Annotated in this window: 26 protein-coding genes and 1 other RNA gene; 21 read left to right on the top strand and 6 right to left on the bottom strand. The window is 39.0% G+C overall.

From position 1 onward, the window contains the following. Positions 1–195: 195 nt before the first annotated feature. The 5 genes from FS608_RS19060 (at position 196) to ssrA (ending at position 4,416) form a co-directional block, all read left to right on the top strand. Positions 196–1,395 (top strand): Ger(x)C family spore germination protein, encoded by a 1,200-nt coding sequence (locus tag FS608_RS19060; protein ID WP_144553968.1) that lies wholly within the window; start codon positions 196–198, stop codon positions 1,393–1,395. Between the two features lie 36 nt (positions 1,396–1,431). Next, a complete protein-coding gene (locus FS608_RS19055; protein ID WP_144553966.1) occupies positions 1,432–3,024 on the top strand; it encodes a spore germination protein in 1,593 nt (530 codons plus the stop codon). 42 nt (positions 3,025–3,066) lie between these two features. Further along, positions 3,067–3,297 carry a hypothetical protein gene (locus FS608_RS19050; RefSeq protein WP_313958724.1) on the top strand — a complete coding sequence of 77 codons (231 nt, stop codon included), beginning with the start codon at positions 3,067–3,069 and terminating at the stop codon, positions 3,295–3,297. Between the two features lie 133 nt (positions 3,298–3,430). Then, positions 3,431–3,898 carry an SsrA-binding protein SmpB gene (gene smpB / locus FS608_RS19045; protein ID WP_026567812.1) on the top strand — a complete coding sequence of 156 codons (468 nt, stop codon included), beginning with the start codon at positions 3,431–3,433 and terminating at the stop codon, positions 3,896–3,898. A gap of 182 nt (positions 3,899–4,080) precedes the next feature. After that, positions 4,081–4,416: a transfer-messenger RNA gene (ssrA, locus tag FS608_RS19040) on the top strand. 334 nt (positions 4,417–4,750) lie between these two features. Here ssrA and FS608_RS19035 read toward each other — a convergent pair. Both FS608_RS19035 and FS608_RS19030 read right to left on the bottom strand, forming a co-directional pair. Next, a complete protein-coding gene (locus FS608_RS19035) occupies positions 4,751–5,158 on the bottom strand; it encodes an LAGLIDADG family homing endonuclease (RefSeq protein ID WP_144553964.1) in 408 nt (135 codons plus the stop codon). Positions 5,159–5,311: 153 nt separating this feature from the next. Next, positions 5,312–5,980 (bottom strand): spore coat protein, encoded by a 669-nt coding sequence (locus tag FS608_RS19030; RefSeq protein WP_144554219.1) that lies wholly within the window; start codon positions 5,978–5,980, stop codon positions 5,312–5,314. A gap of 197 nt (positions 5,981–6,177) precedes the next feature. On the opposite strand from FS608_RS19030, the gene FS608_RS19025 reads away from it, so the two are divergent. From FS608_RS19025 to FS608_RS19015, 3 genes are all read left to right on the top strand, one after another. Next, positions 6,178–6,750 (top strand): IMEF encapsulin system ferritin-like cargo protein, encoded by a 573-nt coding sequence (locus FS608_RS19025; RefSeq protein ID WP_144553962.1) that lies wholly within the window; start codon positions 6,178–6,180, stop codon positions 6,748–6,750. 319 nt (positions 6,751–7,069) lie between these two features. Continuing rightward, complete coding sequence (locus tag FS608_RS19020) at positions 7,070–7,918, top strand: family 1 encapsulin nanocompartment shell protein (RefSeq protein ID WP_144553960.1); 849 nt, start codon at positions 7,070–7,072, stop codon at positions 7,916–7,918. A 3-nt stretch (positions 7,919–7,921) separates the two neighbouring features. After that, positions 7,922–8,317 (top strand): 2Fe-2S iron-sulfur cluster-binding protein, encoded by a 396-nt coding sequence (locus tag FS608_RS19015; protein WP_186328814.1) that lies wholly within the window; start codon positions 7,922–7,924, stop codon positions 8,315–8,317. A 42-nt stretch (positions 8,318–8,359) separates the two neighbouring features. Here the strand turns inward: FS608_RS19015 and FS608_RS19010 are convergent, their stop codons facing one another. After that, complete coding sequence (locus tag FS608_RS19010; RefSeq protein ID WP_144553956.1) at positions 8,360–8,827, bottom strand: hypothetical protein; 468 nt, start codon at positions 8,825–8,827, stop codon at positions 8,360–8,362. A gap of 245 nt (positions 8,828–9,072) precedes the next feature. Between FS608_RS19010 and FS608_RS19005 the strand changes: the two genes are divergently transcribed. The 3 genes from FS608_RS19005 to FS608_RS18995 all read left to right on the top strand — a co-directional run bounded on the left by FS608_RS19005 (position 9,073) and on the right by FS608_RS18995 (position 11,487). Then, entirely contained in the window at positions 9,073–10,089 is a 1,017-nt protein-coding gene (locus tag FS608_RS19005; protein ID WP_144553954.1) for a polysaccharide deacetylase family protein, read from the top strand. A 96-nt stretch (positions 10,090–10,185) separates the two neighbouring features. Next, a complete protein-coding gene (locus tag FS608_RS19000; RefSeq protein ID WP_144553952.1) occupies positions 10,186–11,190 on the top strand; it encodes an AI-2E family transporter in 1,005 nt (334 codons plus the stop codon). A gap of 63 nt (positions 11,191–11,253) precedes the next feature. Next, positions 11,254–11,487 (top strand): group-specific protein, encoded by a 234-nt coding sequence (locus FS608_RS18995; RefSeq protein ID WP_144553950.1) that lies wholly within the window; start codon positions 11,254–11,256, stop codon positions 11,485–11,487. Here the strand turns inward: FS608_RS18995 and FS608_RS30865 are convergent, their stop codons facing one another. Then, positions 11,488–11,694, bottom strand: a complete 207-nt coding sequence (locus FS608_RS30865) for a hypothetical protein (RefSeq protein ID WP_222127380.1) — start codon at positions 11,692–11,694, stop codon at positions 11,488–11,490. It lies immediately after the preceding gene. A gap of 41 nt (positions 11,695–11,735) precedes the next feature. Next, entirely contained in the window at positions 11,736–12,446 is a 711-nt protein-coding gene (locus FS608_RS18985; RefSeq protein WP_144553948.1) for a DNA alkylation repair protein, read from the bottom strand. Positions 12,447–12,596: 150 nt separating this feature from the next. On the opposite strand from FS608_RS18985, the gene FS608_RS18980 reads away from it, so the two are divergent. The 3 genes from FS608_RS18980 (at position 12,597) to FS608_RS18970 (ending at position 16,386) form a co-directional block, all read left to right on the top strand. After that, on the top strand, positions 12,597–13,571 hold the full coding sequence (locus FS608_RS18980) for a cation diffusion facilitator family transporter (RefSeq protein ID WP_144553945.1): 975 nt from the start codon (positions 12,597–12,599) through the stop codon (positions 13,569–13,571). A gap of 110 nt (positions 13,572–13,681) precedes the next feature. Then, entirely contained in the window at positions 13,682–14,677 is a 996-nt protein-coding gene (locus FS608_RS18975; RefSeq protein ID WP_144553943.1) for a DUF3231 family protein, read from the top strand. Positions 14,678–14,880: 203 nt separating this feature from the next. Next, positions 14,881–16,386 (top strand): RNA-guided endonuclease InsQ/TnpB family protein, encoded by a 1,506-nt coding sequence (locus FS608_RS18970; RefSeq protein ID WP_144553941.1) that lies wholly within the window; start codon positions 14,881–14,883, stop codon positions 16,384–16,386. An 89-nt stretch (positions 16,387–16,475) separates the two neighbouring features. Here the strand turns inward: FS608_RS18970 and FS608_RS18965 are convergent, their stop codons facing one another. Beyond that, positions 16,476–16,988, bottom strand: coding sequence for an acyl-CoA thioesterase (locus FS608_RS18965; RefSeq protein WP_144553938.1), 513 nt, complete (start codon positions 16,986–16,988; stop codon positions 16,476–16,478). 124 nt (positions 16,989–17,112) lie between these two features. On the opposite strand from FS608_RS18965, the gene nadE reads away from it, so the two are divergent. The 7 genes from nadE (at position 17,113) to FS608_RS18930 (ending at position 24,266) form a co-directional block, all read left to right on the top strand. Further along, on the top strand, positions 17,113–17,934 hold the full coding sequence (gene nadE / locus FS608_RS18960) for an ammonia-dependent NAD(+) synthetase (RefSeq protein WP_144553936.1): 822 nt from the start codon (positions 17,113–17,115) through the stop codon (positions 17,932–17,934). A gap of 226 nt (positions 17,935–18,160) precedes the next feature. Beyond that, the gene (locus FS608_RS18955; RefSeq protein WP_144553934.1) at positions 18,161–19,591 is read left to right on the top strand and encodes an amino acid permease; all 1,431 of its coding nucleotides are present in this window, start codon (positions 18,161–18,163) and stop codon (positions 19,589–19,591) included. Between the two features lie 92 nt (positions 19,592–19,683). Continuing rightward, entirely contained in the window at positions 19,684–20,514 is an 831-nt protein-coding gene (locus FS608_RS18950; protein WP_260871742.1) for an amino acid ABC transporter substrate-binding protein, read from the top strand. Then, positions 20,501–21,199: an amino acid ABC transporter permease gene (locus FS608_RS18945; RefSeq protein ID WP_144554214.1), complete on the top strand. Its 699-nt coding sequence runs from the start codon at positions 20,501–20,503 to the stop codon at positions 21,197–21,199. The genes FS608_RS18950 and FS608_RS18945 overlap by 14 nt, the downstream gene beginning before the upstream one ends. A 15-nt stretch (positions 21,200–21,214) precedes the next feature. Further along, the gene (locus tag FS608_RS18940) at positions 21,215–21,949 is read left to right on the top strand and encodes an amino acid ABC transporter ATP-binding protein (protein ID WP_144553932.1); all 735 of its coding nucleotides are present in this window, start codon (positions 21,215–21,217) and stop codon (positions 21,947–21,949) included. Positions 21,950–22,191: 242 nt separating this feature from the next. Then, a complete protein-coding gene (locus tag FS608_RS18935; RefSeq protein ID WP_144554212.1) occupies positions 22,192–22,734 on the top strand; it encodes an NfeD family protein in 543 nt (180 codons plus the stop codon). A 14-nt stretch (positions 22,735–22,748) separates the two neighbouring features. Beyond that, positions 22,749–24,266: a flotillin lipid rafts scaffold protein FloT gene (locus tag FS608_RS18930; protein WP_144553930.1), complete on the top strand. Its 1,518-nt coding sequence runs from the start codon at positions 22,749–22,751 to the stop codon at positions 24,264–24,266. Positions 24,267–24,402: the final 136 nt, after the last annotated feature.

The raw sequence follows: 24,402 nt of genomic DNA, 5'->3' as shown, positions 1-24,402 counted from the left end.
TTTTCCTTTTCATTTATTTAATCTAAATGCCAGTGAGAATTATTCTGATTAAAATAAGTCAATATATATTTTCTTCGGGTTATGGAGATATTATTCTTTGATAGGAAAAATAGGAAGCTGTTGAGAAAATCGTCCTTTATAATGTTCCATTCACGTATAGCTATGTATTTAATTAATTGGAAAGGGCCGTATTCCATGACACAGAGAATTTCAATTTTTATTTTATTGATTGCAATTCTATTACTCACAACAGGCTGCTGGAATCGTCGTGAATTAAATGAACTTGCCATAACTCTAGCCATGGGAATCGATCGTACCATAGATGGTAAATATCTTGTAACGGCCCAAGTGGTAATTCCAGGCGAAATAACCGAAAAAGCAAGAGGGAGTTCACCAGTAATCATCTTTCAGGCAAAGGGGGATACCGTCCTTGAGGCAATACGAAAAATGACCAAAGAGGCACCTAGGAAAATTTATCCTTCACATCTCAGAATCCTAGTGATTGGAGAGGCATTGGCGAAAGAGGGGATCGGGAAACCATTAGATGTACTGTCAAGAGATTGGGAATTGAGATCGGATTTTTATATTGCTGTAGCTAAGGGAAGGAAGGCAGAAGACATACTAAAGGTGCAAACCTCTTTAGAAAAAATACCTGCCAATGAATTGTTTAACACACTTGAAGTCTCTGCAAAAGCATGGTCAGCAACTAGATATGTGACGTTAGATGAACTGATTGCCAATATGGTAAGTGAAGGGAAAGAGCCTGTGTTAACTGGTATCCATGTAAAGTTAGAAGGCGATAAAGAAACTTCCTTCAGCAAACAAAATGTAGAAATGAGCAATCCACCCGCTAGGTTGTATTTTCAAGAATTAGCGGTTTTTGATGGAGATAAATTAATTGGCTGGTTAAATGAACTTCAAAGTAAAACTTATACGATTGTGACAAATAATGAATTTGGTTCTGTTGGGAATGTTTCATGTCCAAAGCACGGAAAATTCGTTTATCAAATAACGAATTCAGAAACAAAGGTAAAGGGGAAGATACGCCATGGAAATCCTGAAATTGATGTTGTTGTCCAGGTAGAGGGTAAGGTAGCAGATGTAGAATGCGATATCAATTTGAAAAGTGCAAAATCAATCGTTAAGTTGGAGAAAATCTATGAAAAAGAAACGAAAAAAATGATCCAACAGGCAATAAAACAAGTGCAGGAAAATAATAAAGTTGACATTTTTGGCTTTGGCGAGGCGATTCATAGGGCGGATCCTAAAGCGTGGGAAAAATTAAAAATAGATTGGGATGAAAAATTTCAGGACTTGAAGGTAAATATTACAATAGATGGGGAAATCCATGGTATCGGAACTGTCGGTAATTCATTTCTCGATAAAATAAATTAAATCATCATTGTTTCGATACTGAGGGGGATCAAATCGATGGGTTTTTTTAAGAAACAGAGAAGTAAAAACAGAATTAAACTGTTGAAATTAGAGATAGATGACCAAGGTATTAACGAAGCCAGTGACTTATTAAAACTTAGCCTTGAAGAAAACAAACATTATGTACTTCGAATGCTTGGAAATAGTCGGGATATCGTGTTTAGAGAAATACAAATCGGCAAATCAGTTAAAGCAGGCATTTTCTATGCGGATGGATTAGTGGATACGAATTCGATTCAAAACTTTATCCTAGAACCACTCATGTTAGATATCTATTTCCATGACGATCAGACCATTTCTTCAACGCGTAATGTATTAAAAGTATTAAAAGATCAAATTCTTACGGTCGGATCGATAAAGGATGTTACGGAATTCAGCTCTCTTTTCGATTCATTATTATCTGGCGATGTCATTCTCTTGTTGGATGGCTATAGTCAAGGGTTCATCATCAGTATGCGTGGCTGGAAAGACCGCGGTGTAAATGAATCCACATCTGAAACAGTCGTTCGGGGACCTAAGGAAGGTTTCACTGAATCCATAGGTACTAATACGGCTTTAATTCGCAGAAAAATAAAATCCCCGAATTTATGGATAGAAACCAAAAACATTGGTAGAGTGACTAAAACAGATGTAGCAATCATGTATATCAATGGAATAGCAAATAGAAAAGTTGTCCAAGAAGTTCATGATCGACTTGACCGGATTGAAATTGATGGAATATTGGAAAGTGGTTATATTGAAGAATTAATTCAGGATACAACCTACAGCCCGTTTCCAACTATCTATAACTCGGAGCGGCCAGATGTGATTTCTGCAGAGCTCCTTGAAGGAAAGGTTGCCATATTAGTAGATGGTTCACCAAATGTTTTGATTGTTCCAGCACTATTCGTTTCGTTTTTACATGTTGCAGAAGACTATTATCAGCGTGCAGATATTAGTACACTCATTCGTATGCTTCGTTTTTTTAGCATTATCATTGCACTTTTGGCACCCTCACTTTATATTGCTATTACTACCTATCATCAGGAAATGATACCCACTGAACTGTTAATCAATCTTGCTGCCCAACGGGAAGGTGTTCCCTTTCCAGCCTTTATTGAAGCTCTAATGATGGAGGTAGCATTTGAAATTTTGCGGGAAGCGGGCTTACGAATGCCTAGGGCTATAGGCTCTGCAATATCAATCGTTGGGACTTTAGTAATTGGTACTGCAGCAGTTCAGGCTGGAATCGTTTCAGCTGCCATGGTAATCGTTGTGGCAATCACGGCAATATCCAGCTTTATCCTTCCTTCCGTAGCCATGTCCATGTCGCTCCGTATGCTTCGTTTTCCAATGATGGGGCTTGCTGCTTCATTTGGTTTATTCGGTATAATAGTCGGTTTAATTTCACTTATCCTTCATATGAGCAGTTTGCGTTCTTTTGGGGTTCCATATATGAGTCCTTTTGGACCTTTAATTCCTCAAGATTTAAAGGATACGGTTGTACGGGTACCATGGTGGGGGATGTTTTCCCGCCCGCGTCTTATCAGTCAAAAAAACATAAGCCGCGAACAGAATTCGGCGCCAAAACCCTCTCAAAATAAAATATAGCGTCTTTAAAAATCTATAATGGAGTAAGGAGTTGCCGACATAGTGGCTGTTGCAGGAATCTTAGTCATTTCCGCTGTAATTATTGTGATAGATGTACCTCCTTTGTTGAGAAAAAAATTAGTAAAAGAGCTATGGATATTTTCCATTCTCCTGCTATTTGGAACCATGTTAAGTATTGCGCAAGCCCTGGATATTAGTATTCCTAATCCACTAGATTGGTTAACAGTCCTTTATAAACCATTTTCCGACATGATGAAGAATTTATTAAAGTGACCGATTTGCGCGTGATTTTTTTTAGGTATTACACTTTTCTTTTGGTTTTAATCTTTGAGAAATTTTCACATAGTATAATTGTTATGGAAAATGATTTCTGCTACAATTAATTCCATAAGAAGAGGTGAATCTTATGCCAAAAGGTGAAGGGAAAGTTGTTGCGCAAAACAAAAAGGCTTACCATGACTATTTTATCGAGGAAACCTACGAAGCAGGAATTGTACTGCAGGGGACCGAAATTAAGTCAATTCGTGGGGGGAAAGTGAATCTTAAGGATGCATATGCACGGATTCAAAATGGCGAAGCCATACTTTTCGGGATGCATGTCAGTCCGTATGAACAAGGCAACATTTTTAATCATGACCCATTACGAACACGAAAGCTATTACTCCATAAGCGTGAAATTAATAAACTAATCGGTGAAACAAAAGAAGCAGGTTATGCGCTTGTTCCCCTAAAGCTTTACTTGAAAAATGGTTTTTGTAAAGTGTTAATCGGGCTGGCGAAAGGTAAGAAGAATTACGATAAGCGTGAATCCTTGAAGCAAAAAGAAGCAAAGCGTGAAATTGAACGAGCCTTCCGCGATCGTCAGAAGATGTAATCGAAGTGAATTGGAAATTATTTTACAGATACTAACAATTGAAATATGTGGACAGTATGTTATAATAAGTTTGTCGCTCAGTTAGCGATGAGATACTTTGCTCAAGGACAATTGTCTGAGCATCCTAACGTCTACAGCTTTAATCTTTCATTAGATTGCAGCTCCTTTTATTATGGGGACGCTACGGATTCGACAGGGGTAGTTTGAGCTTAGGTCGCGAGTCGAGGGGATCGGCCTCGTTAAAACGTCAAAGCCATAACTGGCAAAACTAACAACAACCTCGCTTTCGCAGCTTAATACTGCATAGCGGTTCCTCCCTCCATTGCCCATGTGGTAGGGTAAGGGACTCACTCTAAGTGGGCTACGCCGGATTCCACCGCCTGAGGATGAAGGAAGAGAACAACCAGGCTAGCTGACCGGACGCCGGTCGATAGGCATATGGCTTCAGCGAAACACCAATATATCGACTACACTCGTAGAAGCTTAAGTGGCGATATCTTTGGACGTGGGTTCGATTAGTTATTAGTCGCCTTGTGTGGTAACACACGAGTGAAAATCTGGCTTTATCGGTGAAACCTAAGTCACTTCAATGTGATAGGGCAATGCCGAGCGGTATGTGGAGTAATCCAACAGCCGTGTATCGACTTATAGGCTGCCATAGAAATGGTAGTACTAGGATGCGAAATCCCGCCTTGAAGAGGCAAATTTATGATTCGCATAAGACGCCAGAGGACCTGTTTGATGACAGGTTCAAGATATAGTCAGTGCCATGACGAAAGCATGGAAGAGCACGTCCCACCGTCTCCACTACATAGTGGAAAGAAAAAGATCAGCAGAGATGCTGGTCTTTTTTTATATCTCAAAAAAAGAATTTTCAAAGGCAATTTTCTTTTCTAATAGTACTTTGGTGTATTTCCCATTTCTTGGTGTAACCAGTTCATAGTTTTTAAGTATCCATAATGCTCTATTTCTTTTTTTATCAACTCTTAAATAAGGTGTAACATGATTTAATAAAGCTAGTACAGTTTCTTTCTTTTTTATACTTAGTGTATATGAATCCTTATGCCGTTCAGGATTATAGTTCTTCTTATTATTGATGGTTCCTTCTGTTAATTTCTGAAGATAAACTAATAATTCCTTATCGGTTGAAGCAATAGTTATACATGGGCGCCGATGTTCCTTTTCATGCATTCTAGTTAATGTGATTGTCCCTTCTCCATCAATAATACCTGCAATATAGGCAGCTTCCCAGGATTCCATTAATCTCCTCCTTAAGTTCGTTCTACATTATATGAGAAACGTATGTTCTATTTTTATTTTACTAATTACATTTGCTCTTTTCAAATTTAAATAAAAAAAGCTATCCCATTTAAGGATAGCTCGCTAATACTTCTTTCACATATTCCAAAGTATTTAATGATTCATATTAGAGTTCATATTCATAGTTGTATTCATGTTCATATTGTTTGCTTGTGGCATTCCTTGTGCAGGGGCGAAGGCGTTAAGCAGTTGATTCATATCCTGCTGGGCTAGCTGCGGTACCTGATAATAGTGATGTTTATTTTGATAAATCGAGAGTTCATAGGCCATTTCAATGCAATTCGGGACCGAGTCTGCTAGTACACGACGAACCACTGGGTTGGTTACTTCTAATGCTGCCATTGTTTTCATTGAGGCACCTGATTTTACACAGCCAAGCATCATGCTGGAAACACACGCATCCGTAAGCTCAGAAACGGATTGCGCCGGCTTTTTAGGCTGGGATGGTTTTAACCCATAAACAAAATCATTTCCTTGATTCATCTTATAGCTCTGTGTTGGTTTAGAAGGATTTTGTCCCGTAGTGAAACATTCCACCGTAATGTTATATTCATCCTGTATAAATTGATATTGGCGATCCAGAATATCAAGCAATTCTGGGTCTTTTACATGTTGGCGTAACATCATGTATTGATCTAATGTCCCTATTGTCCCCGAAAGCACCTCATGAACATCGAATACTTCATGGCCACCGTGATTTAATTGTTGAGGTATATTTCCTGTATGCATATTCTGGTGCATTTGTCCCTGTTGATTTTGCATCATTTGTATCTCCTCCTAAAAGTATTGGCATAACCATATTTATTATGTTTCAAGAAAGATGAGTTATGCTCGTAAATACTGTCAATAAACGGTGAGTGGATTGTTACAATTCATAAACTTATTACGAATAATTACGTATTAAAAGCCCTCGTTCGCGTCAATAATGACAAGTAGTCAAGGAATTAGGGGTGCTTACGATGAAAGAAGAATTAAAGGTTTTTTATCAAATTTTTACAACAACCAAAGATGCCATTGAAAAATTTATGAATATGCTCGACCCGGTCATTCAGAACGCCACCGATGACCACGAGCGACTTTACTACCATCATATTTTTGAGGAAGAGGAGCAGCGGCTTTCACGTTTAGTCGAGCTAATTCCGCTTATTAGTAAGTTTGAAAACGAAAAGGAAGAAAAGGATTTTGCACCGACCAATAATGAGTTTAATCGGCTTCTTCAGGAGTTGAATCTTGAAAAATTCGGGTTACATAATTTTGTTGAACATCTAGATTTGGCTCTATTTCGATTTACTGACGAGGAACGAAGCACATTGCTGAACCAATTGCGTGAGGTATCCTATAAGGATTATCAGCAAGTTAAAGCGATGTTGATCGACATCAATAAAAGGTTCGATAATGACTACGTCGACCCGCATGCGCATCATGATCACGATCATGATCACTTAGACCGTTCAGTTACATCTTCTAATGCTGTCCCAGTTTCGTCTTCGGCTAAATATAAAAAGGGGTTTACTGTGGGGAGCTTAATTTAGGATTTTTTTACATAAGAATTTTTCTAATTTGGTGTTTGGCGAAATAAATGGTGAATTTGGCGAAATCCCTTTACAGTTTGGCGAAATAATTCCCAGACTTCGCGAAATCCACGCTGAAATCGGCGAAATTCATGCTGAACTTGGCGATATCCCGCCAAGCTCACGCCGTCGAAGCCGCAAACGGCGGAATCTTTCCATAGTTTGGCGGAATAAATCTCAAACTTGGCGGGATCCACCTCACAATCGGCGGAATCCCATCAAATCCAAACACAATACCCGATTCGAAAAAATAACCACTTGAACAAGAGAGGAAAGACTAATGAATAAATTGCACTTATATCCAGATTCACCGTTAAATGAACTAGAATTCAGCCAATTAGATCAAACCGTCATTGAGTCAGCACGCAGACAGTTAGTTGGCCGGCGCTTTATCGAACTATACGGTCCGCTTGGACGAGGTATGCAGAGCATCCCGAATGATATTTTTTTAGAAAATATGGAAGCAAAGATGGATTTCCAGGGCTCCTTTGAGACGATTGTTGAATCCAGCAAACGTGTAAATCACACGATTCCCTTACTTTATAAGGATTTTGTCCTCTATTGGCGTGATATCGAACAGACCAAGACGCTTGATATTCCGATTGATTTTTCACCGGCTGCTAATGCTGCTAGGGACGTAGCTAACCTGGAGGATCAAATGATTTTTCATGGTGCAAGAGAGTTTGATATCCCGGGATTAATGAACGTGCAAGGCCGGCTGACCCACTTGATTGGGGAATGGTATGAATCCGGAGCAGCTTTTCAGGATATAGTCGAAGCTAGAAATAAATTGCTCGAAATGAATCATCATGGTCCGTTTGCGCTTGTCCTATCACCAGAACTCTATTCCCTAATCCATCGAGTTCATAAAGACACCAATGTGTTAGAGATTGAACATATCCGCGAGCTAGTGACTGATGGTGTGTTCCAATCACCCGTATTAAAAGGGAAAACAGGTGTCATACTTAACACTGGAAGAAACAACTTAGACCTTGCTGTTTCCGAGGATTTTGATACAGCCTACCTAGGCGTGGAAGGGATGAATCACCCGTTCCGTGTATATGAAACAGCGGTATTAAGGATTAAGCGACCTGGGGCTATTTGCACACTAGAAGCAATAGGGGATTAACTGGTGAACAATCGAACTTTTACGGTTGGCTCTCTTATTCCAGGAAAAATAGCGCCTGTACCGACATCTCTCGATATAGTCGAAAGACCATTATTTGAAAAAGAAGGGCCAAAAAAGGAACACACTGCAATTAAGGAAGTTCCTGCTCCTGAAAAAATAATTGTCTTGCAGAGTGGGAATAAATTTGAAGTTTCACCTGCTAAAGGAAAACTGCTTGATGTAGCACTCAACCAAGGCAAGCCCATCAAATATAAATGCCAAAAAGGGACGTGCGGACAATGTACGGTACAAGTCTTGCAAGGTTCAGGTTTATCGAAACCAAATGAACAAGAACATAAAAAACTTGGCAATGAAGTAAACAACGGCTATCGACTAGCCTGCCAAGCAGTCATCTTATAGACAAAAAAACGAGGTCCACTCGAAAGTGTGACCTCGTTTTTATTAGGCATATAATTGCACTAATTTATCTTCAACTGGAAAAGGAAGTGAGATATTGTGGTTTTTTAATTCTTTTACACTAATATCACGGACAAGTTTCAACGCTTCTTTTTTGAAAGAGTTGGTGACAAAACCGTTATTCACTTCACACAGCTTTTGTAAATATTTTAATGTATCATGCACTAAGTATTGCTTAATATAAGTATTATTCAGCTGGCAAATTAATTTGTGCTGCAAACCTTTGATAACAGCGATCTGATCAACATGTGCAATCACATTCGCACCATCTTGGTCAATAAAACCAACAGATACATAATGACCTTTTGAGATATCAACATTCGTAAACACGGGGTTTAGATAGGTTTCACCCGATGATAACCGAATCGAATCAGCTTCAGCCGCACCGCCGATTTTCCGTTGATTAGAAATAACCGTGTGAATATCCTTCAACCCATATAACATGTTGAACATGTTGAATCCCCCTCCATTAACATCTATATTGCTAATAATAACGATAATGAGAATCATTGTCAATGGGTGTCAGGCACCAATTTGTGGAGTTTTTTTGAACAAAACAACTGAACTCTGAGTTTTCAAATATAAGAATACTATCCTGTAAATTGATTTGCAATATTTTCATAGTTTGGTAACACTTTGGTCAAATCTTCGTCTATAATGGAGGTAGTAAATAAAAAACATCAAAGAGGGATTGATCAATGGGTAATCTGAAAAGCAGTTGGTCGAAGGGGACATTAATTGCCGTCATTGTTGTTACTTTTTTGTTTGCAGGGATCTTCGTTAGTAATTATTTTAAAGCAAAAGCGGCAAGCGGTGAATCTAATAATCACCAAAAAAATAAAGTTACTAATCTGTCTGTGAAAAAAAATGTAAGCCCGGAAACAATTGTGCGAAATACAAACGACTTAAAGTTGGAAAAAGAAAGAATGCAAAAACAGCAAGAGGATGCTTTGCACCAGAGAAACGAACAAGAACGTGAGATTAGTAAGGTGCCCGATAAACGGACTTCTGTTACGGCGGCACAACCCACCACAAAAGATAATACTTCTTCTCAACCACCGTCAAAGAAATCTAATGCAGCTCCGACTAAACCAAACATTACACAACTAAGCGAAAGTGGAAAGAAAATAGTGTATTTAACATTTGATGATGGTCCTGCACCCTTTTCCAATCAGATCATCAAACAACTGGAAAAGTATCAATTTAAAGCTACTTTCTTTATGATTGATGGGAATATTAAGAGATATCCTGAAGAGGTCAAATTAATGGTCAAATCAGGCGAAACGGTTGGATTACATAGTGTCTCTCACAGTCAAAAGAAATTTTATAAATCTAAAAAAACAGTACTCAATGAACTAAATCAAAACCGGAACACCTTAATGAAGATATCAGGTGTCAATTCTTTTATCATGAGGACCCCATATGGCAGTGCTCCAAACATGACGAACGAGTATAAAAAGGCTGTGAAGGAAAAAGGGTATATTATGTGGGATTGGAATATTGATAGTAAGGATTGGTATTATAAGGATAAGCGCTATGTTAATAGTGTTATTGAACAGATAAACCAGAAAAAAAACCATAATGGACCGCTTGTCATCCTTTTACATGAGCGAAAGGAAACACTTGCCCATTTGCCTAAGCTTCTAGACTATTTAAAGAAACATGGGTATGAAGGAAAATCAATTGAAAAAACAACGACGCCAATTCAATTTTAAAACAGACAATATATCTGTAGATTTGGTATAATCGATATATTGTTATAAAAATTTTCAGGTAAATATAGCGAATATAATGGGGATCGATAATAGCCTATGATCAATAAACTATTGCAGAGTACAGGTTTCAAGAGAATATCTATTTTTGTTTTAATTGCTATCTTAATTTATGCCATGAAGTCAATGATCAATTTAATTTTGTTAACTTTTATTTTTACTTTTTTAATGGATCGGTTAGTGCATTTTATTGAAGGAAAAATACCGGTTAACCGAAAATTGATTGTTGTTATTTCGTACGCAAGTATTGTTGGTTTGCTTTCTTATGGCTTGGTCATGTACCTGCCAATGATTGCAGGTGAAATCACTGCATTAATTAAGCAATTAACCGCTTTTTATACAGCGAAGCACGATAACTTGGTGCTGAATTATATTGTCAGTCGAATGGAAGAAATTAAAATCTCAAGTTACTTAGAGCAAGGCTTTACCTTTGTTTTAAAGTACTTTACGGATATTAGTAAAATTGGTTTGCAAATTTTATTAGCCCTGTTAATGAGTTTGTTCTTCTTATTAGAAAAACCGCGCTTGATTGAATTTACCAAGAAATTTAGAACTAGTAAAGTTGCACCTATTTACACTGAAGTTGAATTTTTTGCTCGGAAGTTTGTGGGGACATTTGGTAAAGTAATTGAGGCCCAACTGATCATTGCTGTAGTGAACTGTATTTTAACCACCATATCCTTATGGATACTGGACTTTCCACAGCTTGGCGGACTATCCATTATGATTTTTGTTTTGGGACTGATCCCAGTTGCAGGTGTCATTATTTCATTGATTCCACTTACCATCATTGCCTATAGTATTGGCGGCATGGCCACTGTTCTTTACGTCGGTATTGCGATTATGATTATTCATGGCATCGAAGCCTATATTTTAAATCCAAATTTAATGAGCTCAAAAACAAATCTCCCAGTTTTCTATACATTCCTTGTATTGATCTTCTCTGAGCACTTTTTTGGTGTATGGGGTTTGATCGTTGGGATTCCCGTCTTTGTTTTCCTATTGGATGTTTTAGAAGTAACTGAGAGTAAGAAGAATAAATAAAAAAGCCCATGTTAAGGGCTTTTTTGTCTATACTAGAGGTGTAAAGGATAAGGGGGAAATCAAATGAGCGAATGTAAACTTAACCATAGCCAGGAAGATGTAAAAAGTAAGTATGAATCACAAGCGTCCTTTCTTCCGGAAGAGATGAAGCCATTATTTAATCAGTTCTTTGAAAAAGAACATACCCAGGATCTCTTAAATGAGGTATTTCATTTGCTTAAAAAGTACGATTTGGCTACAAAGGAAGAACAAGATAATAGAAATAACCGCTTATTTTTGGTGCTGAAGAATCTGTAATTAATTATTGAAGGAGTGTCCCAAAAGTATAACTTTTAGGGGCACCCTCTTTTTTGTGCTTGGTTCTATTAACAAGTCTGTTGCTTTCCGCTCCAGGCGCTTCGCTTTCCGCGGGCGGTCCGGGGAGCCTCCTCGTCGCTGCGCTCCTGCGGGGTCTCCCCTGCCCCGTCCTCCCGCAGGAGTCTTCGCGCCTTCCGCTCCAATCAACAGAGCGGAAATATTAAGTCGTCATTCAACCACCTAATCATTTAACAAATACATGTTTTTCTTTTGACTCCAATTTTATTGCGGAGTTCGATTTTTTTTATGTAGTCAGTGGCGGCTGGGACTTTACAAGCTGTTTGACCGACATTCACATGAACCTTACCGATCTTTTCTGCGACATTGACTGCTTCGTTATACAATGCCGTCACATAGGCACCTGTACTAATGACAAATCCATTCATGACATAGCGGACACGGTTCTTTTCTTCATGAATTGAGCTTTCAATTTGCTGGAGAAGGCTGCGAATTTCCTCCATGTCGAGATTTTCATCTGGTGTAATTGATATATAGTTGGCATACGTATTCCAACCGCAGACAGCAATCAATTCTTCATCGGATTTCATCCATTCTCTTGCTAGCTCTAGGGCATAGGGACTTTCAGCGGCAACTCCTGCCACTGTATATTCAGCAAGCATATACCAGTTTGCTTGTTTAACCCAATCTTGGAGTGTTTCTTTTTCCATCAACTTTGGATTCACAGAAAGACCTGCTAAATACATGGCATCAGAGTTACCTGTGTTGTATAAGTCCAAAGCTAACTGGTGATCTTTTTTTACAAACTTAACGAGCTTTTTTAAATCACCTATCTTCACCCCAAACAGGGTGCCTTCCTTTGCGCCGTGATTGATAAACGTTTTTTTTGTTTGTTCAGTCCCCAGTTCACCTAGTTTCCACATGATTTCATCTAATGTCATTTCTCATCCTCCAATGGGGTGTTTATGGTATCATTTTATCATCTGTTTGGAACAATTTCCCTTCCTTGTTGTAAAAAGTTAGTTATAATGAAATAGGTTATTTTTGAAAATATTAAGAAAATCAAAGTTTATTTAGGAAAAGAGGATATAATGAGCGAACTTCTACAATTATTAAAACGCGGCAATAAATCTGCCTTATTGGCAGCAATCATTAATACGATTATCTCCATAATCAAAGGAATCGCCTTCATGTTTACAGGAAATGTTGCAATGTTTGCAGAAACGATGCACAGCCTGGGTGATGCTGCAAATCAGTTTTTCGTATTTATCGGCTCCGCCTTAAGTAAGAAGGCTCCGACCGAAAAATATCCCAATGGATTTGGCCGCTTAGTCAACCTTGTTCTTTTGGGTGCCGTATTAATCGTCGGAATTATGGCATTTGAAACCATAAAAGAAGGGTACCATCATGTCGTCCATCCGACTGAGTCTGGCGGTTTTATCATTAACCTGGTCGTTTTAGCCGTTGCAACCCTTCTCGAGACCTTTGTTTTATTTAAAGCAATGAAAGAGATTTTACATGAAATTGAGGTTGAAGCAAGTGGACTTCAAGTGTTTACAAAAAGCTTTGCCAATTTGGGAAAAGCTAAACCTGCAACAAAACTTGTTTTTATGGAAGACCTAGTTGCAACCTTGGGTGGTTTATTAGCGATAATAGCTGTCGTCATTTCTCATTATACAGCATTCCACCAAATTGAAGGACTTGCCTCCATGCTAATTGGAGCGATGATGTTCTTTGTAGTCGGAAAGGTCTTTTTGGATAATGCTGCAGGGGTCCTTGGGCAAGCAGATGAAGAAATGGAAAACAAAATTGGCACGCTTGTGATGGAGGATCCTGATGTTAAGGATATTCAAGGTATCACCGTCATTAAAGAAGGTGAGGACCTGCATGTGGAATTAGAAATTGAAGTGGATCCCAAATTAACAGTAGCTGCAGCTGATGATATTAAAGATCGATTAGAAGAAAAAATCATGGCAGAAAAAGGTGTCGTCGATGTGACGATTGAAATTGATGAGGAAGATGAAGTCATGACTTGGAAGGAACGCAGTGGTTCAGCCGCAAATTAGAGATGCCTTATAGTTAAATTATATGGAACCTTCTTGCATCTTAACAGAACGAATAAAGCAGTTTTTAAGTGGAATTCTATTCTGTAAGGCTAATTTAGGGGGCACAAAGGGTGGAACAAAAAATAAGGTTAACTAGTGCGGAAATCGGGGGATTATGGGCTACGTATATTCAGGAGAATATGTCTGTTTGTTTGATTATCTATTTTCTTCATCACAATCAAGATGAAGAGATTAAAAAAATTCTCCAACAGGCATATGAAATATCTGAGGGGCATATTCAGAAAATCACGACCATTTTAAATCAGGAAGGCATTCCTATTCCTGATGGATTTTCTGAAAAAGATCTAAATTTATCTGCCCCGCCATTATTTTATGATATGTTTGGTCTCAGTTTTATTTATATGATGAGCCGCATGAGTATGATAAATACCGGGTTTATAACAGCAAACATAGCGAGAAAAGATGTGATGGATTTCTTTGTTACGATGGTCCAGCAAACATCATTGTTATACCAGGAATCCACAAATCTTATGCTTTCGAAGGGAATCTATGACCGCCCGCCGATGATACCCTATCCGAATGATGTGGAATACATTGAAAATCTGTCTTATTTAAGTGGATTCGGGAAAAAAAGACCGTTAAACGTTTCTGAAATTACAGAAATTCATTTTAATACGGAGCGGAATTATTTTTCAATCCTCCTATGTATGGGGTTACTTCAAGTGGTATCAGACAAGGAAATTCATAATTATATTGAGGATGGCAAGAAAATATCTGAAAAGCAAATAAAAACCTTCAATGATATCCTTATGAGAGAGGAACTACTGGGGAACGTGTCAACAAGTATGGAAGTGACGGATTCTACGGTTTCTCCTTTTTCAGATAGGCTTGTGGTCACACTTTTCCATTCTTTGAACGCTATAGACATTACCCTTATTGGGCATGCATTGTCATTGGCAATGAGAACGGATCTAGCTTCCTATTATCAAAAATACATTATAGATATAATGGTTTATTCGGCTAAAGGTTTCAATCTTATGGTCGATCGAGGCTGGGCCCAGCTGCCACCGCATGCACCAAGTCGAAGGGATCTACAGAAATTATAAGGTTCGCGAACTTCGCGAACCTCGCGAACCTTTTTTGTACTTCGCTTTTCTTATTAAAAGTAGCGTAAAACCCCTAGATTTATTTGGGGGTATAAGCTGTATATTGTTCATTTTTTTAGAATAATACAAGTAATATTACTATACATTCTATACAGTTCTTTGGTATAATTAAATTATAGAACATATGTTTCTGTGTAGGGAGGGTGAATAAAACGTATCGATCCTATAAAATACAAATTCAGCCGAAACATGAATTGTTCGACTACTGTGACTCACTTTGTTTTAAAGCGAAAAACTTGTACAATATCACCAACTACTATATTAGGCAGGTATACACCGCTTTAAAAAAAGAAACAAAAAATGAAAATCAACTTCAAGTTCTAACAGATATTAAAGATCATTTACCTCAAATGAATCAAATTCGTTTAAAAAGTTTCGAGATAGCAAAATCTAAGACTAAAAAAGTTGATAATAATGGTCTTGTTTTGGAGCCGGAACTGAAGCTATTTGAAATGCCTCATCCAGAGAATGCCTTTCTTCCCTATAACTTTGTAGAAGCACTGTTTAAAGTGATGAAACAACCCGATTACCTTTCTATGCCCTCTCAGTCCAATCAACAAACCATAAAAAGAGTCTATAATGATTGGAAAAGTTACTTCGAAGCCTCAAAGAAATATAAAACCAAGCCTACTTGTTTTTCAGGAAAACCAAAGATACCTAAGTATAAACCGAAGAATGGACGTACAACAGTTTATTTAACCAATCAAATTACCAAAATTAAAAATGGAACTGTGCTTTCATTACCAAAAACACCTCTTACAATAAAACTGGGAAAAATTGCACATATAGATGGCAAACTACAACAAGTGCGGATTGTCCCGTCTTATGGTCGGTATGTTATTGAAGTTGTTTTTAAAAGTGAACAGGAAAAGGAGATCAAACGTTCAGAAAAACAATTAAATGAATGGCTATTTAAGCCGAAGCGAGTAATGGGGATTGATTTGGGAGTTGATAACCTAGCAACTATCATCGATAACACGGGGCTAAAGCCTCTGCTTATCAAGGGCAAATGGTTAAAATCGATCAATCAATACTATAACAAATTAAGAGCCAAATACATGAGTATCCTTCGAAATGGAAAAGGACCAAAGGAAGGGTCGTTTAACACAACAAGATTAATATCCTTAGACCGAAAAAGAAACAATCGAGTCATGGATTTTTTACATAAGGCCAGTGCAAAAGTGGTGGAGATCGCGAAAGAAAGAACCATTGATACAATCATCATTGGAAAAAATGAGGGTTGGAAGATAGATGTTGATATGCAAAAGACTAGCAAACAAACCTTCATCCAAATACCATATGCCACTTTCATAGGAATGATTCGATACAAAGCGGAGCGAGATGGAATTCAAGTCATTATCCGAGAAGAAAGCTATACCTCCAAGTCGAGTTTCTTGAATCATGACCCTATTCCAACTTTCGGGGAAGAGAACCAAACTAATTTTAGCGGTTATAGAAGCAGTCGGGCATTTTACAAAATCAAAGGTTCTAAGATTTTGATTCATGCGGATGTGAATGGAGCTTTTAATATTGTCCGTAAACATATCAAGGATGTCTTTGAAGGACTGGAGAGAAAACAGTTCCTCCAATCCCCCAAAAAAATAATCATCATGAAGATAAGAAAAGCAAAGCTGAAGGCCTCGGCCTGATGTAGTAGCGGGACTTGTGGTAGCCCTCGTAAAGACAATGGGCTTTATAGCCTATTCTTTCGAAACCCCTAGCTTTAGCTATGGGATACTCATTCCCAAGGTTTATGTATTGTCAGTACATTAGCGAGCTCTTTGCTGCTTTTTCGGTGTTCTTTCCGTTTTTCTGCTCGTTCTTTGCCTGTTTCAAAAAGCTTTTTCTCTTCTTCAGTTTCCGGAATGATACTTGGAACCTTTGTCGGTTTGCCGTTGTCATCCAGTGCGACAAAGGTTAAAAAGGCGGTGGCGGCAATTTTTCTATCACCTGACATGAGATTCTCCGCAATTACTTTGACGAAGATCTCCATCGATGAGGTTCCTGTCGAAGAAACATACGTTTCAATGCAAACAGAATCCTTCGGTGTAATTGGACTAAGAAAGTCGACCGAATCAATTGAAGCCGTGACACACTCCGCTCGTGAATGTCTGACCGCAGAAATGGAGGCGATCATATCGATATCGCTGATTAACTTCCCGCCAAACAAAGTATTATGGTTATTTACATCATTAGGAAAAATCCTGCTTGTTCTTACCACCCGAGATTCATTACATGTTTTTGCTTCCATCCTAATCCCTCCTGAATTGTCTATGTTAATTTACCCATTTTACTATTTTCTCACCGTTTTAGTGAAATCTAAACATTTGTGGTACATTAGTTAATATATCGATTGTTTGTCAGGAGGTACAGTAATGAGTTTACAAGCACAGATTATGAAGGATTTAAATGTGAGTCCGACGATTCAACCGCAAGAGGAAATAAGGAAACGGATCGATTTCTTAAAAAATTATCTGTTAAAGACGAAGGCCAAGGGCTATGTGCTGGGAATAAGCGGGGGTCAGGATTCGACTTTGGCTGGGCGACTCGCCCAACTAGCAGTAGAAGAGCTGCGTAAAGAAGGGACCGATTCTTTGTTTATCGCTGTTCGTCTCCCATACGGTGTCCAGCAGGATGAGGAGGATGCTAAACGCTCGTTAGCCTTTATTCGCGCTGACCGTGAGACAGTCTTTAACATTAAATCTGCAGTAGATGAAGTTCAAAAAGAATATGATGCTAGCTATCATGGGGCACCGTTAAGTGATTATCAAAAAGGAAATGTCAAGGCAAGGCTGAGAATGATTGCTCAATATGCAATTGGCGGCATGGAGGGTCTGCTTGTGATTGGCACAGACCATGCAGCGGAGGCAGTAACAGGTTTCTATACGAAGTACGGTGATGGCGGGGCAGATATTCTTCCGCTAAGCGGCTTATCAAAGCGGCAGGGGAAAGTCCTATTAAAAGAACTTGGTGCCGACGAACGCTTATATTTAAAAACACCTACGGCAGACCTTCTCGACCAAAAGCCTGGTCAGGCCGACGAAACAGAATTAGGGATTACCTATGATGAACTCGACGACTATTTAGAAGGGAAATCCGTTTCAAAAGAGGTCGCTGATAAAATAGAAAAGCGCTACCTAATGACAGAACATAAACGGCAACTGCCAACAACGATGTTTGATGAGTGGTGGAAATAATTTAAAGACAGGGACTGCTAAATGAGCAGTCTCTTTTTATATTCGAAAAATTTATTAGATATCTGACTAATTCACCACTCTAATACTTTATTAGAATAAAATTTCCCATTGACACAATCCGTTATGGATTCTATATTTAATAATGCAAATTAATATGTAATCAACAAAACAATAAAAAATCATTTTTTTAAAATAAACAATAAAGAGTAGAGAGAGGGATTACACCATGGGGAACGCTAATAAATTAGGATTTTGGGTATTAACCGCTCTTGTTGTCGGAAACATGGTTGGTTCAGGGATATTTATGCTGCCAAGCTCACTTTCTGAAGCAGCTAGTCCTGCTGGTGTCATCTCAGCATGGCTTGTAACAGGCCTTGGTGTTTTAATGACAGCCCTTGTATTTGGAAACCTTGCGATAAGAAAACCAGAAATAACTGGCGGTCCCCAAATTTATGCCAAGGAACTGTTTAAACCAGGATCACACGCTTCCACCTTATCAGGTTTTATGTCATCTTGGGGTTATTGGATTGGTAATCTCGCGGGGAATGTTGCGATGATAACCACCTTTGCGGGATACCTGTCCACCTTTTTCCCAATCCTAACAAGTCAAGCAGACTGGTTTACGATTGGCGGCTTTACACTTAAGGTCGGTAATGGATTAACTTTTCTTGTCTGTTCCCTGTTGCTTTGGGGAACTCACTTCATCATCCTGCGGGGTATGGAAAGTGCCGGGAAAATGAATTTTGTGGCAACAGCGGCTAAAGTTGCCGGATTTTTTCTGTTTATTCTTGTGGGGTTATTCGCTTTTGAAAAAAGCAATATTCTTCCATTAATGGCTGTTAGAATGGACGAGGCCAGCCATGTGGTGGGAATGCTGAGTCAAGTGAACGGTGCTGCTGTAAATACATTATGGGCATTTATTGGGGTAGAATCTGCGGTCGTATTTGCTTCTCGTGCTCGAAAGCAAACCGATGTGAAACGTGCTACCATCCTTGGATTATTTATTGCCCTTGCTATCTACATCGGTATTAGCACCTTGACGATGGGAATGTTAGATCAAAATACTCTTATCCAATCAGATAAGCCCCTAATTGATGCTATTTCTTCTTTCTTAGGACCTATAGCCGGGAAAGTTTTAGCTGGGATTGGGTTGATCAGCTTATTTGGTTCAACGATTGGCTGGTTAATGCTAAGTGCGGAAGTCCCTTATCAAGCCGCAAAGCAGGGATTATTTATCCCTGCATTTAAAAAAGAAAACAAAAAGGGCCTGCCATTGTTTTCGATGATTGTCTCTAATGGTTTAGGCCAACTGTTTATCTTTTCAACGGTTTCAAAATCGATTTCGGATGCCTTTGGATTTATCATTATTATTGCAACATTATCTTACTTGGTACCTTACTTTATCTCCTCTGTCTATCAGGTGAAATTAGTTGTAACGGGGGAGACATATAAAGGGGATCGTTCAAGAATTATAGACGGAATGATTGCGTGCTTATCCACCATTTATTCTGTTTGGGTGATCATAGCTGGAACGGCAGATATTAAAACCTTCACCTACGGAATGATTTTACTGGCGAGCGGCCTCCTCTTTTATGGTCCAATGTTTAGAGGAAAAAAGGAAGTAATTTCCGAACGCAAAAAAGCTTTATCGGCATAATATTTATTTAACCTATCAGAACGCCTCTGATAGGTTTTATTTTGTAAATTAAGGGTAAAATAATGATAATTTCATTCTAGGGGGTTACATTAGTGAAAAAACTTACCATCATTTTTACACTATTATTAAGCTTTATGTTAGTACTGTCAGCTTGCGGCAAGGATAATGCCGATAAGGACACGAACAAGACTGACAACAAGAATGCTGAAAAGGCAGATAATGATTTATTGAAAAAGATAAAAGATGATGGAACATTGTTAATTGGTACAGAAGGTACATACCCGCCATTCACTTACCATGATCCAAGTGGTAAACTAACTGGATTTGATGTAGAACTTGCGACAGAGGTAGCTAAACGCATTGGGGTAAAGCCTGAATTTAAAGAAACACAGTGGGATGCGATGTTTGCAGGATTAGATGCAAAGCGTTTTGATATGATTGCAAACGAAGTTGGAATTCGTCCAGACCGTCAGGAAAAATATGATTTCTCTGATCCATATATTACGTCTGCAGGTGTCTTGATTGCTCATAAGGATAACGATAAAGTGAAATCATTTGAAGATATTAAAGGATTAAATGCTGCTCAATCTATGACAAGTAACTACGCGGATATGGCCAAGAAATATGGGGCTAAAATAGTTGGAGTGGATGGTTTCCAGCAAGCAGTTGAGCTCCTTGCCCAAAAACGTGTGGATGTGACGATTAACGATAAACTTTCATTTTTAGATTATAAAAAACAAAAGCCGGATGCACCAATCAAGGTTGTGGCAACTGCTAATGATGCTTCTTCCAGCGGGTTCATGTTTAGAAAGAAAAGCGACACACTAGTAGACGAAGTCAACAAGGCGCTAAAAGAAATAGTTGACGACGGCACCTACAAAAAAATCTCTGAGAAATGGTTTGGTGAAGATGTACTTAAATAGTATTTTTGCTGACCCAGAAAGAATGGACAGGTTAATTGAGATTGCAAAGACTTCCCTCCAGCCGCTGCTGGAGGGTGCTGTTATGAATACCATTCCATTAACCATCATTTCATTTATTATTGGGATAATTTTGGCTGTGTTAACCGCGCTTGCCAGAATTTCTCAAGCAAAACTATTTCAAGGAATTGCCAGGGTATATGTTTCAGCCATTCGCGGCACACCATTACTTGTTCAGTTATTCATTATTTTTTATGGACTTCCTAATATAGGAGTTACCTTGGATCCCTTTATTTCCGCAGTCATTGGTTTCTCCCTAAGCGTTGGGGCCTATGCTTCAGAAATTATTCGGGCTGCAATTATCTCCATTCCGAAGGGACAATGGGAGGCAGCTTATTCGATTGGAATGACCTACACCCAGGCATTGAAAAGAATCATCTTGCCACAGGCAACAAGGGTATCTATACCGCCATTATCGAATTCTTTTATTAGTCTTGTAAAAGATACTTCTCTTGCATCAGTTGTCCTTGTAACAGAGATGTTTCGCCGGGCCCAAGAAATTGCTTCAACCACCTATGAATTTTTATTGGTATATGTAGAAGCAGCACTAATTTATTGGGTTATTTGTTTTTTCCTTTCAATCTTGCAAGGATCCTTGGAAAAGAGAATGGACCGGTACACGTCTTAATGAGGGAGTTTTATGATGATTTCAATTAAAGGATTATATAAGCAATTTGGTCAATTAGAGGTCTTAAAGGGAATAGACCTTCTCGTTGAAAAAGGAAAAGTGGTTGTTGTCATCGGTCCATCCGGCTCAGGTAAGACCACGATGCTGCGTTGTTTGAATGTACTCGAAACCCCGAATCAAGGAGTCATTTCCATAGAGGGACAAAGCTTGGACTTTTCGAAAAATGTACCGAAAAAACAAATCGCTTCGTTTAGGCGCTTAACTGGAATGGTTTTTCAAAGCTATAATCTGTTCCCACACAAAACTGCTCTTCAGAACGTTATGGAAGGGCCGATCATTGTTAAAGGGGAAAGTAAAGAGGATGCTCGGAAAAAAGCCCAGGCACTCCTTGAAAAAGTAGGACTAGGTGATAAGCAGGATTACTTTCCCTCTCAACTTTCAGGCGGTCAGCAGCAACGTGTGGGTATTGCCCGGGCACTGGCTATGGAACCGGAAGTGATGCTCTTTGATGAGCCTACTTCTGCACTTGACCCCGAACTTGTCGGTGAGGTGTTAAAAGTCATGAAAGACCTGGCTAGGGAAGGAATGACGATGATTGTGGTGACCCATGAAATGCGCTTTGCCCGTGAAGCGGCGGATGAAGTTATTTTTATGGATCAAGGGGTAATTGTCGAGAGGAACAAGCCAGAAGAAATCTTCACTAATCCAAAAGAAGAACGAACGAGGAAGTTCTTGAATATGATTCAATAAGGTGTTGTAGCTAAATGCTATGGCACTTTTTTATTTTGTAGAACAATTGTTTGTTTTGCTTTGCAGAATTTTCGACAAGCAATATCTAAATAATAGTAATTAGGAAAATTTTACAAAAAATGAAACTTTTTCATTATTCAACCGTATGAAAGGTAGATACATAGGAAGGGATGGATGCATATGGATGAGGAGTGGTGTTACGTAAAAAGAGAACTTTAAATGAAAAAGAAGGATGGATGCGCATGGAACCATTCAGTATTCCTTTAGAAACGATTTATTTATATGGATTAATTATCTCGGGAGTAGTCACAGTTTTATATGTTTTGTTTGCCGATGTTTTTCATTTTCATGGGGCTGGAGACGGACTCGATTTTCTAAATCCTGTCTTAATTTTTGCTTTCATGACCATTCTGTCAGCAAGCGGTTATCTGTTTGAACGGCTCTCATCTATTCACTATTTACTGATTTTAGGCATATCCACCGTGATAGCCTTCATTGTTGTGACATTACTAAATGTCTTTGTGCTCATCCCGCTCTCGTCTGCCGAGGAATCGCTTGTCTATAAAGAATCAGACTTGCGGGGCCGAGTTGGGAAGGTCATCACGACTATTCCTATTGATGGCTTTGGCGAAGTGATGATTGACAGTACCAGTGGCAGAATAGCGAAGCCGGCATCAAGTTTTGATGGTGACCTGATCGAGATTGGCACAAAAGTGTTGATTGTGCAGGTAGAAAATGGCGTCCTGCAAGTGACGGTTCATCATCAACTAGAAAGTTTTTTATAGGGGGGTTTTAAGAGATGGAATTCAATATTATTTGGGTCATCATTGGAATTGTTGCACTTATTATTATAGCTTTAATTGGCGTTTTTATTACAAAATACAGAACGGCAGGACCGGATGAAGCCTTGATCGTGACAGGCAGCTTCCTTGGCAATGGAAATGTCCACGTTGATGAGTCTGGGAATAAAGTGAAAATTATCCGTGGCGGCGGTACGTTTATTTTGCCAGTTTTCCAGCAGGCAAAACCGCTAAGCTTATTATCTAGTAAACTGGAAGTAACTACTCCCGAGGTTTATACCGAGCAGGGTGTGCCCGTTATGGCCGATGGGGTAGCGATTATTAAAATCGGCGGGTCGATTAGTGAAATTGCGACGGCCGCAGAACAGTTCCTCGGCAAACCAAAGGAAGACCGTGAGAATGAGGCAAGAGAAGTTCTGGAAGGACATCTGCGGTCGATCCTTGGCTCGATGACCGTAGAAGAGATCTATAAAAATCGTGATAAATTCTCCCAAGAGGTCCAAAGGGTTGCCTCACAGGATCTTGCCAAAATGGGCTTGGTGATTGTGTCATTTACGATTAAAGACGTCCGTGATAAAAATGGATACCTGGATTCACTCGGTAAACCGCGGATTGCCCAAGTAAAAAGAGATGCCGATATCGCAACAGCGGAAGCAGAAAAAGAAACTCGTATTAAGAAAGCAGAGGCAGCCAAAGAAGCGAAACGTAATGAATTAGAGCGGGCGACAGAAATTGCCGAAGCGGAAAAAGTCAATCAGTTGAAAGTGGCTGAGTTTAGACGTGAACAAGATATTGCCAGAGCACGCGCTGACCAGGCCTACGATCTGGAAACGGCAAGATCTAAACAAGATGTAATGGAACAAGAGATGCAAATTAAGATTATTGAAAGACAAAAACAAATTGAATTAGAAGAAAAAGAAATTCAACGCCGCGAACGCCAATATGACTCGGAAGTGAAGAAAAAGGCGGACGCGGACCGTTACTCGGTCGAACAATCGGCCGCTGCAAATAAAGCTAAAGAAATTGCCGCTGCTGAGGCAAATAAGTATCGGATCGAGGCCATGGCAAAAGCAGAAGCTGAACGAATTCGCTTGGATGGTTTAGCCAAAGCAGAAGCGGAAAAGGCACAAGGGGCGACCGAAGCAGAAATAATTCGCCTCAAAGGTTTAGCTGAAGCCGAAGCGAAGGAAAAAATCGCCGAGGCATTCGAGCAATTCGGCCAGGCCGCAATTCTGGACATGATTATCAAAATGATGCCAGAATATGCAAAGCAAGTAGCAAGCCCTCTGTCCAATATTGATAAAATTACCGTTGTCGATACCGGTGGATCTGGTGAAAATGGCGGTGCGAATAAAATTACAGGCTATGCAACGAACTTGATGGCGAGTCTACAAGAATCACTAAAAGCCTCAAGCGGAATTGATGTAAAAGAACTGATTGAGAACTACTCAGGAAAAGGAAATGTTAGAAAAAGCATTGAAGAATTGACTGATGAATTTAAGAAAAAAGCTGAATAATTATTTCAAAAAAACCTTATCAAAATGATGATAAGGTTTCAGACTGTAGACAAACTCGAAAAAAAACGAGCTTGCCTACAGTTTTTTTGTTGTAAAATAGTAGTAATAAAATCTTGAGGTGATGACAATGCTTTCG

Source organism: Bacillus sp. X1(2014) (assembly GCF_007678255.1).
Note: the sequence above shows the minus strand (reverse complement) of the source record. Positions and strands in the feature narration are given on the sequence as shown.

Coding starts and splice junctions, on each gene's coding strand:
- FS608_RS19060 (WP_144553968.1), top strand. CDS start 196: ATGACACAGAGAATTTCAATTTTTATTTTATTGATTGCAATTCTATTA.
- FS608_RS19055 (WP_144553966.1), top strand. CDS start 1,432: ATGGGTTTTTTTAAGAAACAGAGAAGTAAAAACAGAATTAAACTGTTG.
- smpB (WP_026567812.1), top strand. CDS start 3,431: ATGCCAAAAGGTGAAGGGAAAGTTGTTGCGCAAAACAAAAAGGCTTAC.
- FS608_RS19035 (WP_144553964.1), bottom strand. CDS start 5,158: ATGGAATCCTGGGAAGCTGCCTATATTGCAGGTATTATTGATGGAGAA.
- FS608_RS19030 (WP_144554219.1), bottom strand. CDS start 5,980: ATGCAAAATCAACAGGGACAAATGCACCAGAATATGCATACAGGAAAT.
- FS608_RS19025 (WP_144553962.1), top strand. CDS start 6,178: ATGAAAGAAGAATTAAAGGTTTTTTATCAAATTTTTACAACAACCAAA.
- FS608_RS19020 (WP_144553960.1), top strand. CDS start 7,070: ATGAATAAATTGCACTTATATCCAGATTCACCGTTAAATGAACTAGAA.
- FS608_RS19010 (WP_144553956.1), bottom strand. CDS start 8,827: ATGTTCAACATGTTATATGGGTTGAAGGATATTCACACGGTTATTTCT.
- FS608_RS19005 (WP_144553954.1), top strand. CDS start 9,073: ATGGGTAATCTGAAAAGCAGTTGGTCGAAGGGGACATTAATTGCCGTC.
- FS608_RS19000 (WP_144553952.1), top strand. CDS start 10,186: ATGATCAATAAACTATTGCAGAGTACAGGTTTCAAGAGAATATCTATT.
- FS608_RS18995 (WP_144553950.1), top strand. CDS start 11,254: ATGAGCGAATGTAAACTTAACCATAGCCAGGAAGATGTAAAAAGTAAG.
- FS608_RS18985 (WP_144553948.1), bottom strand. CDS start 12,446: ATGACATTAGATGAAATCATGTGGAAACTAGGTGAACTGGGGACTGAA.
- FS608_RS18980 (WP_144553945.1), top strand. CDS start 12,597: ATGAGCGAACTTCTACAATTATTAAAACGCGGCAATAAATCTGCCTTA.
- FS608_RS18965 (WP_144553938.1), bottom strand. CDS start 16,988: ATGGAAGCAAAAACATGTAATGAATCTCGGGTGGTAAGAACAAGCAGG.
- nadE (WP_144553936.1), top strand. CDS start 17,113: ATGAGTTTACAAGCACAGATTATGAAGGATTTAAATGTGAGTCCGACG.
- FS608_RS18955 (WP_144553934.1), top strand. CDS start 18,161: ATGGGGAACGCTAATAAATTAGGATTTTGGGTATTAACCGCTCTTGTT.
- FS608_RS18945 (WP_144554214.1), top strand. CDS start 20,501: ATGTACTTAAATAGTATTTTTGCTGACCCAGAAAGAATGGACAGGTTA.
- FS608_RS18940 (WP_144553932.1), top strand. CDS start 21,215: ATGATTTCAATTAAAGGATTATATAAGCAATTTGGTCAATTAGAGGTC.
- FS608_RS18935 (WP_144554212.1), top strand. CDS start 22,192: ATGGAACCATTCAGTATTCCTTTAGAAACGATTTATTTATATGGATTA.
- FS608_RS18930 (WP_144553930.1), top strand. CDS start 22,749: ATGGAATTCAATATTATTTGGGTCATCATTGGAATTGTTGCACTTATT.